Origin of the sequence: Leucobacter sp. cx-328 (genome assembly GCF_014530035.1) — a bacterium.
In the GTDB taxonomy this organism is placed as follows: Bacteria; Actinomycetota; Actinomycetes; order Actinomycetales; family Microbacteriaceae; genus Leucobacter.
The window spans coordinates 1-12,710 of record NZ_JACVMX010000002.1 but is presented as its reverse complement, the minus strand read 5'-3'; the positions used below and the strand labels follow the sequence as shown (position 1 = coordinate 12,710).

The 12,710-nt window shown below is 62.3% G+C and carries 12 protein-coding genes; 9 read left to right on the top strand and 3 right to left on the bottom strand.

The features are described from left to right. The first annotated feature begins 188 nt into the window (after positions 1–188). Positions 189–956 (top strand): SDR family NAD(P)-dependent oxidoreductase, encoded by a 768-nt coding sequence (locus ICL81_RS02710; RefSeq protein ID WP_188033455.1) that lies wholly within the window; start codon positions 189–191, stop codon positions 954–956. Between the two features lie 120 nt (positions 957–1,076). Here ICL81_RS02710 and dcd read toward each other — a convergent pair whose 3' ends face one another. Continuing rightward, the gene (dcd, locus tag ICL81_RS02705) at positions 1,077–1,682 is read right to left on the bottom strand and encodes a dCTP deaminase (protein ID WP_188033454.1); all 606 of its coding nucleotides are present in this window, start codon (positions 1,680–1,682) and stop codon (positions 1,077–1,079) included. Positions 1,683–1,691: 9 nt separating this feature from the next. Continuing rightward, complete coding sequence (locus ICL81_RS02700) at positions 1,692–2,369, bottom strand: TetR/AcrR family transcriptional regulator (RefSeq protein WP_188033453.1); 678 nt, start codon at positions 2,367–2,369, stop codon at positions 1,692–1,694. A 133-nt stretch (positions 2,370–2,502) separates the two neighbouring features. On the opposite strand from ICL81_RS02700, the gene ICL81_RS02695 reads away from it, so the two are divergent. After that, the gene (locus tag ICL81_RS02695) at positions 2,503–5,217 is read left to right on the top strand and encodes an MMPL family transporter (protein ID WP_188033452.1); all 2,715 of its coding nucleotides are present in this window, start codon (positions 2,503–2,505) and stop codon (positions 5,215–5,217) included. Beyond that, positions 5,214–7,199, top strand: a complete 1,986-nt coding sequence (locus ICL81_RS02690) for a YhgE/Pip domain-containing protein (RefSeq protein WP_188033451.1) — start codon at positions 5,214–5,216, stop codon at positions 7,197–7,199. The genes ICL81_RS02695 and ICL81_RS02690 overlap by 4 nt, the downstream gene beginning before the upstream one ends. A gap of 76 nt (positions 7,200–7,275) precedes the next feature. On the opposite strand, the gene ICL81_RS02685 is transcribed toward ICL81_RS02690, so the two are convergent. Continuing rightward, a complete protein-coding gene (locus ICL81_RS02685) occupies positions 7,276–8,235 on the bottom strand; it encodes a rhodanese-related sulfurtransferase (protein WP_188033450.1) in 960 nt (319 codons plus the stop codon). Positions 8,236–8,484: 249 nt separating this feature from the next. Between ICL81_RS02685 and rpmB the strand changes: the two genes are divergently transcribed. The 6 genes from rpmB to ICL81_RS02655 all read left to right on the top strand — a co-directional run bounded on the left by rpmB (position 8,485) and on the right by ICL81_RS02655 (position 12,083). Then, positions 8,485–8,721 carry a 50S ribosomal protein L28 gene (rpmB, locus tag ICL81_RS02680; RefSeq protein WP_188024837.1) on the top strand — a complete coding sequence of 79 codons (237 nt, stop codon included), beginning with the start codon at positions 8,485–8,487 and terminating at the stop codon, positions 8,719–8,721. Further along, positions 8,721–8,888 carry a 50S ribosomal protein L33 gene (gene rpmG / locus ICL81_RS02675; protein ID WP_010155688.1) on the top strand — a complete coding sequence of 56 codons (168 nt, stop codon included), beginning with the start codon at positions 8,721–8,723 and terminating at the stop codon, positions 8,886–8,888. The genes rpmB and rpmG overlap by 1 nt, the downstream gene beginning before the upstream one ends. Positions 8,889–8,890: 2 nt before the next feature. Continuing rightward, entirely contained in the window at positions 8,891–9,196 is a 306-nt protein-coding gene (gene rpsN / locus ICL81_RS02670) for a 30S ribosomal protein S14 (protein WP_188024838.1), read from the top strand. 511 nt (positions 9,197–9,707) lie between these two features. Further along, positions 9,708–9,986, top strand: coding sequence for an HU family DNA-binding protein (locus tag ICL81_RS02665; protein WP_188024839.1), 279 nt, complete (start codon positions 9,708–9,710; stop codon positions 9,984–9,986). 62 nt (positions 9,987–10,048) lie between these two features. Then, positions 10,049–11,599 carry a DHA2 family efflux MFS transporter permease subunit gene (locus ICL81_RS02660; RefSeq protein ID WP_188033449.1) on the top strand — a complete coding sequence of 517 codons (1,551 nt, stop codon included), beginning with the start codon at positions 10,049–10,051 and terminating at the stop codon, positions 11,597–11,599. 172 nt (positions 11,600–11,771) lie between these two features. Further along, the gene (locus tag ICL81_RS02655; RefSeq protein ID WP_188033448.1) at positions 11,772–12,083 is read left to right on the top strand and encodes a thiamine-binding protein; all 312 of its coding nucleotides are present in this window, start codon (positions 11,772–11,774) and stop codon (positions 12,081–12,083) included. Positions 12,084–12,710: the final 627 nt, after the last annotated feature.

Genomic DNA, 12,710 nt, shown 5'->3' with positions numbered 1-12,710 from the left:
TGCAAACGAGTCCGCACGGCAGCCCACACGGCTGCCGTGCGGACTCGTTTGGGTAGGGCATCGGGTCTGAGAAATCAAGATTGACTCGGGGAGTGACTCGGGTTGAGCATTGATGCAACAGGGCACTGAGCATGGCGTCAAGCTGCGTGCCACAGCATCGATTTCGGCGTAGGCCGCAAGGAGGATCCATGGGTTCAATGCAGGGCAAGAGTGGGCTGGTAACTGCGAGCGGTGCGGGTATCGGCCGTGCGGCGGCGCTCGCGTTCGCGCGCGAGGGTGCGAACGTTCTCGTCAGTGACATCAGCGAGGCAATGGCTGCTGAGACTGTCGAGCTGATCCGCGCCGCAGGTGGTACCGCTGAGTATTTTGTGGCAGACGCTTCGAAGGAAGAAGCTGCAGAGCAGCTCGTTGCGCGAGTCGTTGAGCTTTGGGGCTCGCTCGACTTTGCGCACAACAACGCTGGCATTGGCGCACCGAACGCTCCCTTCACTGAGCAGGAGGGCCCGGTCTGGGAGCGCATGTTCAACCTGAATGTGTTCGGCACCATGTACTTCATGAAGCACGAGCTTCGTCAAATGCAGAAACAGGGTCACGGTGCGATCGTGAACACCGCTTCGCTTGCGGGCAAGTCGGGCAACCCTGGCCTCTCGGCGTACACCGCGACCAAATGGTCGGTTATCGGTATGACGAAGGTGGCAGCTGCTGAGAATGCTGCTGCGGGCATCCGCGTAAACGCTTTCTGCCCCGGCGGGACGATGACTGCAGCGCTGGCTGGTTGGAAGGAAAGCTCGCCCGAAGCGTTCCAGGCGGTGGCAGATCGGGTTCCTATGAAACGTATGGCGGAGCCCGCTGAGCAGGCTGAGGCGGCTGTCTTCTTGTGCTCGGACGCAGCTTCGTACATCACTGGTGTTGCCCTCGGCGTCGACGGCGGCGACGGCATTCTCGGTCACAACTAGGCGGATCCGTCGCTCACGCACCGAGTGACTCCGGCGCCGAAATAACCGGCGCGTATGAAGAAACGGCTGAGGCTCCTGAACCAATCGGTCCAGGAGCCTCAGCTGTTGATGCAGGAAGGGTTAGTTACCCGGTGCCCCTGCGACCGTGCCGGTGACATCGGCGCGGTGGAAGTTCATGTGCGAGCGCGATGCGGTCGGGCCGCGCTGGCCGCGGTAGCGCGAGAAGGTCGCACCCGAGCCGTAGGGTCGCTCTGCTGGGGAGGTCAGCTGGAAGAAGCACAGCTGGCCGATCTTCATACCGGGCCAAAGGCGGATCGGCAGGGTTGCGACGTTCGACAGCTCGAGGGTGATGTGGCCTTCGAAGCCGGGATCGATGAAGCCCGCGGTCGAGTGGGTGAGTAGGCCGAGGCGGCCGAGTGAGCTCTTGCCCTCGAGGCGTGCAGCGATGTTGTCGGGCAGGCTGACCTGTTCGTAGGTCGAACCAAGCACGAACTCGCCGGGGTGAAGAATGAAGCCTTCTTCGGGGTCGACCTCGATGAGACGCGTGAGCTCAGGCTGGTCTTCTGAGGGGTCGATGACCGCGTACTTGTGGTTGTCGAAGAGACGGAAGTAGCGGTCGAGGCGCACGTCAACGCTCGATGGCTGCACCATTTCGGGTTCGCTCGGGCTGAGCCCAATGCGTCCGGAGGCGAGTTCGGCGTTAATGTCACGATCTGAGAGCAGCACAGGTTAATCCTACGTTGGAATCTCTTCAGTGATGGCGAAGAGAAGCTCTGCAATCCGATCGCCGAGTTCACTGAGGCCTTCGGGGGCGTCATAGCCGCCGATTGCTGAGATGCGGAACGAGCGCTCGTAGACCGAGCCGAGTACGATCATTGCGTTCTCGCTGGGGAGGGAAAAGCGCCGGCCGGCAACGTGCAGAATCTCGTCAACGAGGTCGGCGAGCTCGGCCCGGAACTTACTGACGAAGTCAGTGAAGTGGAGAGATTCGCTCGGTTCGCGCATCGCGAGGAGCAAAAACTCGGTCTCAAGTGCGAACCACTTTGCCTCATCGCCGGTTTCGAAGAAGAAATCTGCGACGTAGGCGGCTGCTTCTTCGGTGCTTATGGGGCACTGTTGCGCGGCAAGGTGCGGCATGAGTTCGGTAGTGCGCGTGCGCAGATCTGCTGCGCGCTGCCCGTAGGCGCGGTTGAAGAGTTCGACGAACAATTCTTCCTTGCTCGAGAAGTTCGAGTAGAAGGCACCGCGCGTGAAACCGGCGCGACTCGTAATGAGTTCAACGGATGCTGCCTGGAACCCGGTCTCGGTGAACACCTCGAACGCCGCATCGAGCAGGCGTGCGCGGGTCTCTTGCCGGCGTGCGCTTGGCACAGCTTCGGCGAGGTGTGTGGTGTCGGGTGTCTCGGAGAGCATTTGCACCATTCTCCCATCTCTTCCGCACTCGGAGGTTCCTGAGAATAGTCGGATACACCAGTGTATCGAAACGGATACACTTATGTATCGAATAGTCGATGCACAACTGTATCGGCCGTACCGAAAGGTCAGAATGTCGACAGCTCTCTACGCGCTTGGCCGCTGGGCCAGCCGGTACAAAGCGCTCGTACTTGCCATCTGGATCGCCCTCCTGCTCCTCTTGGGTGCGGGTGCCGCGGTCTTCGGCAAGGGCGCCAACGGACCGATTGCGATCCCAGGCACTGAGTCGCAGGATGCGATCACATCGCTGAGCCACACCTTCCCGGAAGTCAGTGGCACGAGCGCGACGATCATCGTGGTTGCGCCAGAGGGCACATCAGTCGAGGATGCGCCGTACCGCGACGCGATCGTCGACGCGACGACTGAGCTTGAAGCTCTCCGCGACGTCAGCGGTGTGCAGACGCCCTTCTCGGAACTGATGAGTAGTGGCCTCTCCGATGACGGACAGGCAGCGTTGCTCACCGTGCAGATTGAATCTGACATGTCGACGGTCGCTGACGAAACCGTGTCGGGTATTGAGCAGGTCACCGAAGATCTTCGCGAGACGCTGCCCCAGGGCACTCAGGTGTCGTACGGTGGAGAGATTTTCTCTGCCGCGATTCCCGGCGTAACCGCGTCGGAGGCCATCGGCGTCATCATCGCCTTCATCGTGTTGATTCTCACGCTGGGCTCGCTCATTGCGGCCGGCATGCCGCTCATCATTGCGATGCTCGGCGTCGGTATCTCGGTGGCTGGCGTGTTCTTCGTGACCGCATTCGTCGAACTCACCTCGACCACCCCGATGCTCGCGCTCATGCTCGGTCTCGCCGTCGGCATCGACTACACGCTATTCATTGTCAGTAGACACCAGGAGCAGTTGCGCGCGGGCCTTCCCGTCGGGGAGTCGATTGCGCGCGCGACCGCGACCTCTGGCTCTGCCGTCGTATTCGCTGGCCTCACCGTCATCATCGCGCTTGTCGGCCTGTCGGTCGCCGGCATCCCGTTCCTCACCGCGCTCGGTGTCGCAGCTGCGGTCGCAGTCGCAATTGCGGTCGCGATCTCGGTGACGCTCACGCCCGCGATCCTCGCGATGGCTGGCACGAAGATCCTCCCCAAGAAGCAGCGAAAGGCGCTCGCAGAGGCCGGCCCCGCTGGTCCGCCCGAGCCGAAGCAGACTCGCGCCGATCGCTTCTTCGCTGGCTGGGTGCGCGGTGCGACGCGGCGCCCGATCCTGACGATCGTGGCCGTGCTTGCGGTGCTGGGCGTTGCGACGATTCCGGCGGCGGATCTGCGCCTCGCGCTCCCCACCGCTACGTCGCTCGAAGCTGACGATCCCGCACGCGTGACCTATGAGCTGACGGGCGAGCACTTCGGTGATGGCAGCAACGGCCCACTGTTGCTCACAGGCTCGATCATCACGAGCACCGATCCGCTCGGACTCATGGATGACATCAAGGAAGAGCTGCTCGCGATGCCTGGCGTCGCAGACGTGCCGCTCGCAACCCCGAACCAGGGCGCAGATACCGCGATCATTCAGATCGTGCCCGAGGAAGGCCCGCACGCAGAGAGCACGACGCAGCTCGTGCACGACCTGCGTGACAAGCACGACGACTGGGTCGAGAAATACGACGTGAGCTTCGCGGTGACGGGCTTCACCGCCGTTGCGATCGATGTCTCTGAGAAGCTCATGCTCGCGCTGCTGCCGTTCGGCATCCTCGTGGTCGGCCTCTCGCTCGTGCTGCTCGCGATGGTGTTCCGCTCAGTGTGGGTGCCGATTAAGGCGACACTTGGCTTCGTGCTGTCGGTGGGCGCGAGCTTTGGCGCGGTTGTGGCGGTGTTCCAGTGGGGTTGGTTTGCTGACCTCCTCAACGTGCCGTCCACCGGGCCCGTCCTCAGCTTCATGCCGATCATTCTCATGGGCGTGTTGTTCGGCCTCGCGATGGATTACGAGGTGTTCCTCGTCGCCCGTATCCGTGAGGAGTACGTGCACGGTGCCGATGCGCAGTCTGCGATCAAGCGCGGATTCGCCGGCAGCGCCAAGGTCGTCACGGCAGCCGCACTCATCATGTTCGCGGTCTTCGCGGCCTTCGTGCCAGAAGGCGACCCGTCGATTAAGGTCATTGCGCTCGGCCTCGCGGTCGGCGTCGCGGTCGACGCGTTCGTCGTACGCATGACACTTGTACCCGCGGTGCTTGCGCTGCTCGGCGATCGTGCGTGGCGCATGCCAAAGTGGCTCGCGAAGGTGCTGCCCTCGTTCGATGTCGAGGGCGAGGGTCTTGCCCGCGAAATCAAGTACGAAACCTGGCCAGCTGACCAGCCTGACGCCGCAATCGCAGCTGAAGATCTCAGTCTCGAGGGCGGGGCGCGGATCGATCACCTGCGCGTCGCCCCCGGGCAAGCACTCGTGCTTTCACCGACGGATCCGAATGCGCTCGCGCTCGCCGAAGCCTGCACTGGCCGTCGAGCTGTGCGTTTCGGCACGCTCAAGGTCGACGGCCTGCTGCTGCCGGAACGTGCGAGCTCACTGCGGACCCGATCCGCGTGGGCGTCGCAGGGAACGATCCGCGCCGCACTCAGCGACCGCCCGACTGTGCTCGTGCTTGATCTCAGAGACTCCGCGGTCGTTGGGCTCTCGCTCGACGAGCAGCGCGACTTGCGATCCGCGCTCGGCGCCGGTCTCATCGACGCCAACGCGGGACGGGCACCCATCTTCATCGTGATCGGTTCTGCCGAAGATGCGGCGCACACGTTGCCCACAGGCACCGAAACTGTTTTTCTGACCCAGTCCACTGAGGGAGTCACCCGATGACCAGCACGCAGAACACCACTAGTGCGACGCTGCCACGACTGCGCGGACGCAAGCCAGTGAACGCGACCACGATCCTCGGGCTGATGCTCGTGCCGTTCGTGATTGCGGGCCTCTTTATCTGGGGCCTGTGGAACCCGACCGAGCGCCTGCAGGATGTCACCGCGGCGGTCGTGAACCTTGACGAGCCTGTTGAGCTGGACGGCCAGCTCGTGCCGCTCGGTCGCGTGCTCGCTGGCGAGCTCATCGGTGGTCCGAAGCAGACGAGTGAGCAGACGAACTTCACCTGGATCCTCACTGACGAAGCAGAAGCCGAAGCTGGTCTGCAAGACGGCAAGTACGCCACGATCGTGACGATCCCCGAGACATTCTCGGCTGCGGCAACGTCGATGTCTGGGGACGCAGACGAGGTGCGCCAGGCGCAGATCCAGATCACCGAAAGCGACCGTGGCCGCCTCATCGACACGGCTCTCTCGGGCATCGTGACCCAGACTGCAACGCGTGTGCTCAACGAGCAACTCGGTACACAGTCGGTAAGCGCACTCTTCGGCGGCATGACCGAACTCAACAGGGGCATCGGCGGCGCAGCAGACGGCGCAAAGAAGCTCGCAGACGGTAACACCCAGCTCGCCACGGGCGTGAAGGGCGTCGCAGACGGTACGACCGAGCTCGCCTCTGGCACGACCGAGCTTGCAAGCGGCGCTGGCGAGCTCGCTGACGGCACTGCGCAGCTCGCGACCGGTGCGAGTACTTTTGCTCAGGGTATGCACGAACTCGTTGACGGAAACGGCACCGCGGAGAACCCCGGCATGGTGACATATCTGAACGGCGTGGACAGCTATGCCACCGGGGTCGGTGATGCGCTGACCGCTGTGCGCGACCCGCTGAAGCAGACACTCACAGAACTGAAAGCAAACGTTGACACCCTCAAAACTGTGAGTGCTGCGGTGCGGGCTGGCCTCGTTCCGCTGCCGGAGGGGCAAGATCCAATCGAAGTCGCGAACGCGCTCGATGCGGCCATCGCGCAAATTGAGAACAACGACGTCGAAACACAGTTGGAACAGTTCGATGGACTGATTGCTGGCAGCTATGCCATTGCTGACGGTGCTGCGAAGTATTCCAAAGCTGTTCCAGGAATATATCAGGGTGCAGACCAGGTCGCCGCCGGCGTCGGCGGACTCTCCGAAGGCGCCTCCGCCCTCGCCTCCGGCACGAACGAACTTGCGTCTGGCACGAACGAGCTCGCGACCGGTGTGACCAAGCTCGCTGAGGGCAGTGACGCCTCCGCGAAGGGCACTCGTGAGCTTGCGAGCGGCCTGCGCGAGGCAGCCGATGGCATCCCGAACTACACGGACGACCAGGCAGAAAATCTCGCCAAGACCGCTGTGACCCCGGTGAAGGCCGAGGGCGGCAGTGACGAGATCTTCTCTGGCGCTGGCCTGCCGTTCTTCGCGGGCATCGCGCTCTGGGCCGGCGCGCTCGCGAGCTTCCTCGTACTCGCACCGCTGTGGAGCCGCACGCGCGACGCAGCTCGCGGAATCGGCTGGATCACCCTCCGATCCGCTGGCCCGGCAGCCGCAATTGGCGCTGCACAGGGCGTCATCGCCGGCATCGTGCTTCCCGCTGCGCTGCAGTACGACTTCGCGCAGGGCGCGGCGTTCTTCTGCCTCGCGGTGTTGGCCGGTGTCGCGTTCGCGCTCATCGTGCAGGGCCTCTCGGCGCTGCTCGGCGGGTTCGGTCGTTTCCTCGCCTTCGCGCTCCTCGTCGTCGGCTTCGTCGTCGGCATCGTCTCGACCGTTCCGGCTGGCCTCGCGGCCGTTGGAGACGCGAGCCCGATCGGCGCAGCGTTCAGCGGGTTCCAAGCCGTCGCCGCCGGCACTGGGGGTGCGGGTCTCGCCGCCTTCATCCTCGTCGTGTGGGGCCTTGGCGGGCTCGTGCTCACCGCCTTCGGGGTCATGCGCGCACGCGCAGCCCACAAGAAGTAGGGCAGACAGCGCAAGGGGCGCGGATCACCAACACCTGGTGATCCGCGCCCCTTGCGTGTGTGCGGGTGTGAGCCGCTTACGCCAGTGCGCCCGCTGCAGCAGCAGTCTCGGCGTGCACCTCGCAGCCGATGCCAGCGTGCTCGTCGCAGATGACGAAGCGGGTCTTGCAGCTTGCCAGCGTGCAATCGGAGACGCGGTTTGAGGGGGCTTCGCACACGCGGCAGCGGCCGATGACCTCAGCGCCAGGCGCGAAGTCCATGACCTCGCGGCCGTCGAAGACTGCGAGTGAGCCTTCCCAGAGGCCGTCGTTACCGAAGGCCTCGCCGTACTTCACGATGCCACCGTCGATTTGGTAGACCTCGTTGAAGCCGCGGTTCTTCATGGCAACCGAGAGGATCTCGCAGCGGATACCGCCGGTGCAGTAGGTCACGACCGGGCGATCTTTAATGTGATCGAAGTCGCCGCTCTCGATCTGTTTGATGAAGTCGTGGGTCGTGCGCACGTCAGGGACGATCGCGCCCTTGAACTTGCCAACCTCGGCCTCCCACGCGTTACGGCCGTCGAAGAACACGACGTCGTCACCGCGCTCGGCCACGAGCTCGTTCACGCCAGCGGGGGAGAGGTGCTCGCCACCGCCAACAACGCCCGCTGCGTCAACGACGGTCTCTTCGGGAATGCCGAATGCCACGAGCTCGTCACGCGCTTTCACGCTGAGCTTCGGGAAATCTACGATGCGACGCCACGGCGCACGGCGATCTTTGCCGTGCAGCATTTCGGGCTCTGCAGGCTCGAAGCCAGTGCCCTCGCTCCACTTGACCTCGAGGCCGTTGAGCGGCCCGAACTCGCGCGTGCGGCGGATGTACTGCTTGCACGCATCAATCTCGCCACCAACGGTGCCGTTGATGCCGTGCTTCGAAATGATGATGCGGCCGCGCAGGCCGAGCGACCGACACAGCTCGGTCTGCCACAGACGGACAGCCTCGGGGTCGGCGATGGGGGCAAATGCGTAATACAGCAGAATCTTGGGCTCGCTCACGGTACCCATGGTAAACCGCACGGCTGACAACCGTGTCGGGGGCGCGGATCCGCCGCACATTCCCCGTCACGATTCCGTTCGAATTCAATTTGTGAATCGCCCGGGATTGCCGTAAAGTAGGCCACTGGCCGTTTGCAATTCCAGTAAACGGACCGTGGGACCTGGCAACGTGCGCGAGTGCAGTTCGGGTTCTGCAGACAAGCAATCTTGGGTGAGACCGTCTGGTCTCACGGTAGAGAGGAAACCATCATGGCAGCAGTGTGCCAGGTGACCGGCGCCGTTCCCGGCTTTGGTCACAACATTTCGCACTCGCACCGTCGCACCAAGCGTCGGTTCGATCCGAACATCCAGAAGAAGACCTACTTCGTGCCTTCGCTCGGCCGCAAGGTGACCCTGACCCTCTCGGTCAAGGGCATCAAGGTGATCGACGCTCGTGGCATCGAAGCAGTTGTTGCTGATCTGAAGAAGCGTGGGGTGAAGTTCTAATGGCTAAGGACAAGGACGTACGTCCGATCATCAAGCTCCGTTCGACGGCAGGCACTGGGTTCACTTACGTGACCAAGAAGAACCGTCGTAACACCCCTGACCGCCTCGTGCTCAAGAAGTACGATCCGGTCATCCGCAAGCACGTTGATTTCCGAGAGGAGCGCTAAACATGGCTAAGAAGAGCATGATTGCAAAGAACAAGCAGCGTCAGGCTATCGTTGAGCGCTACGCTGCAAAGCGTCTCGAGCTCAAGGCTGCGCTCATCGATCCCAACGGCACCGATGAGAGCCGCGAGGCTGCTCGCGTAGGCCTGCAGAAGCTTCCCCGTAACGCTTCGCCGGTACGCGTTCGCAACCGCGACGTCATCGACGGCCGCCCCCGTGGCGTTCTGTCGAAGTACGGCATCAGCCGTGTTCGCTTCCGCGATATGGCTCACCGCGGTGAGCTTCCGGGTATCACCAAGTCGTCTTGGTAATTCCCTAGCTTTACGCTGAAAGGTGGGTGTGGTCCTTCGGGGCCGCACCCACCTTTTGTTTTTTTTGGGGGGGGCCTTGCCGGTCTTGCCGTCCTTGCCGCGCTTGCCACCCCGCCACCGCGCCACCACCGCCACCGCCGCGAAGCCCGCCAACCCCGCGAAACCGGCACTTTCTGCCGAAAAGGGGTCTTTCATACGCATGAAAGGGGTGATTTCGGCAGAAAGTGCCTGTTTCGAGGAGGTCGCGGCGCGGGTCGAACTGTCGGGACCTAACCGGCTCAAGCGCTGCTATTTACTCGCATCTGAGTGTTTTCGAACGCTGTCGGCGAAAAATCGGCGAAAAAACGCCTTGAAAGAGGAAAAATTCTTATCGAAACCCGCGAAATCACGCCAAATTGAGGTAGATTCGTACGCGATCACATGATCGGACCCTTCGCGATTCTCGGCGAAGAGGTCTCTTTAACCTCAAACAGTGGCCAACTCTTCGGGTTAGGCCCTGGAAGGACACAACATGGCACTCAACAAGACCGAGCTCGTCGCAAAGATCGCTGCTGAGACTGGCCAGAGCCAGGCTGCAGTTTCGAGCGTCCTCGATGGCCTCTTCTCGGCTGTCTCGGAGACCGTCGCTGCAGGCGAGAAGGTTTCGATCCCCGGTTGGATTTCGTTCGAGACTGCGACCACCGCTGCTCGCACCGGACGTAACCCCCGCACCGGCGAGACCATCGAGATCCCCGCTGGCAAGCGCGTCAAGGTTTCGGTTGGCTCGAAGCTCAAGGCTGCTGTGAAGTAATTTCACTTGCTTTTTGGGAAGGCCCCCTCGCCGTTCGCGGCGCGGGGGCCTTCTCTATTTGTATGCCGCCCAGCCAAACTCATGCCCCACTTTCCGGCATTCGCGCGTACGATTGCCCAGTGACTTTGGATTCCCGCGGCAACGCAATACGCCCATGGCCAGCACTCTGGTCGCTCGTTCTCGGCTTCTTCATGATCTTGGTAGACACCACGATCGTGTCGGTCGCGAACCCGACGATCATGGCCGGTCTCGAAACAACAATGACGCTCACGCTGTGGGCGACGAGTGCGTACCTGCTCGCGTACGCGGTGCCGCTGCTTATTACCGGCCGCCTGGGTGACCGCTTCGGCCCGCGCCGTGTCTACCTCATCGGCCTGACGGTCTTCACGCTCGCATCGCTTGCGTGCGGTCTCGCACCCTCGATTGAGCTCTTGATTATCGCTCGTGTCTTCCAAGGCCTCGGTGCGGCGCTCATGACACCTCAGACGATGGCGGTCATCACCCGCATCTTCGCGCCGCGTGAGCGCGGTGCAGCAATGGCGGTCTGGGGCATCACTGCTGGTGTTGCGACGCTCGTTGGCCCGATCCTCGGCGGATTCCTGCTCGATGCTGCAGGCTGGGAGTGGATCTTCTTCATCAACGTCCCCGTTGGTGTGATCGCGTTCTATCTCGCGATGCGCAATGTGCCGGTGCTCGAGAAGCACCAGCGCCGCTTTGACTGGCTTGGCGTCGTGTTGAGCGCGGTTGGCCTCTTCCTGGTGGTCTTTGGCGTGCAGGAGGGTGAGTCCTTCGACTGGGGCCAGATTTGGGGTCCGATCTCTGTCTGGGGTGTCATTATCGCCGGTGTCGTGGTGCTCGCGATCTTCGTGTGGTGGCAAAAGGTGCAGAAGGGGGAGCCGCTGCTTCCGCTCGAGCTCTTCCACGATCGCAACTTCTCGATCGGCTCGCTCGCGATTACGACCGTCGGTTTCGCGGTGACCGGTATGAGCCTGCCGCTCATGTTCTACTACCAGCTCGTCCGTGGACTCACCCCCACTCAGTCAGCTCTCATGCTCGTGCCAATGGCCGTGCTCTCCGCTGCGCTGGCGAAGCCCGTCGGCAGCTATATTGACAACCATGATCCGCGCCGCCTCGCGCCGATCGCACTGTTGCTCGTAGCGGTCGGCCTTGGCCTCTACATGCTCTGGCTCACCCCGGATGCATCCATCTGGCTCCTCCTCGTCCCGAGCGCCGTGCTTGGCCTGGCGAACGCGATCATGTGGGGTCCGCTCGCGGCCATCACCACCTTTAGCTTGAAGCCGCAGCTCGCTGGCGCCGGATCCGGCGTCTACAACACCACCCGTCAGATCGGCGCAGTTCTCGGTTCGGCCGCAATGGCCGTGCTGATGTCTTCGCGCCTTGCTGCACACCTCGGTGCTGGTGCCGCAGACAGCGGAACCGGCGCACACGTTGAAGCGCTTCCCGAGATCGCGCGCGAGGGCTTCGCTCGCGCCATGGCAGAGTCGATGATTCTTCCTGCCGTTGTCATCCTCGTTGGCGCGGTGGTCACGCTCGCGTTCAAGCCGCGTCCGACGAAGACCGGGCCGGTCGAGGTCGTCACCAACGCGAAGTAACGTTCGTGGGGACTTCCCACGCATGCACAGGGGCGCGGATCGCGACCAGCTCTCACCAGCTGCTGTCGCGATCCGCGCCCCTTGTGCATAACCCCCGCGCGCGGGCATCGCTCGGTAGGGTGGCAGCATTGAGCGACGCGGCCCGCGCGCTCCCGCTTAGTAAGGATGAGTCATGATCGTTGCCTTTTCAGTCGCCCCCAGCGGTGGGCCCAATGCCACTGAAGACGGATCGGTCTCACCGGCGGTCGCGCAGGCGGTCAAGGTCGTCCGTGAGTCGGGTCTTCCGCATCGCACCTCATCGATGTTCACCGAGGTCGAGGGCACCTGGGATGAGTGCTTCGACGTCGTGAAGCGCGCGACTGAAGCGGTCATGCCCTTTGGTGCACGCGTCTCGTTGGTGATTAAGGCAGACATCCGCCCTGGGTTCGAAGGTGAGCTTGACGGCAAGCTTGAGCGGCTTGAGGGCGCGATCGCCGCGAGCTAGTCGCTTTCGTTCACGCTGCCGAGAAAGGCCCGTTCTCTCAAGAAGGGGCCTTTCTTGCGTTAGAAACGACCTGTTGTGACAGAACGACCTTGTTTCGATGGCTTGGGGAGTGCGGCAGCCAAGGTTTGAGTCGAAATTGCGCGATTTCTGGTGTGTTTTGGGGTGGTTGAGGGGTTTTCCCTGTTCCCGGTGGCGGGTTGCTCGCTGGATGGACTGGGTTTCGGGTCGTGTGGTGTCGGAACACGCCCGTGAAACGGTCTCGGTTTGCGCTGGGGTGTGGATCGGCGTAATGTATTCCCTTGTCGCCGCAACGCAGCCGGGCAGCATCGCTGGCCTGGTTGATTCGCTTGCGGTTAACCGAAACCTACGGGTTTTGGTTGTTGGACTGCTTTTCGGAGGGCCATTGGTTTGGTCGGTACGGGGAGTGTCTGGTCCTTGAGAACTCAATAGTGTGCACTTGATTGTCAAATGCCAATTTTTTATCCCTGGCATGAACCGTTTTTGGTTTGTGTTGGAGATTCCTTTTTTGGATGAATAATTCAGTGACATTTTTTATGTCAGTGTTTCTATTTGTCAGGTCAAACTCGCATCTTGTCTGCCTTATTCCGGTGGATGGGTGCTTTTTGT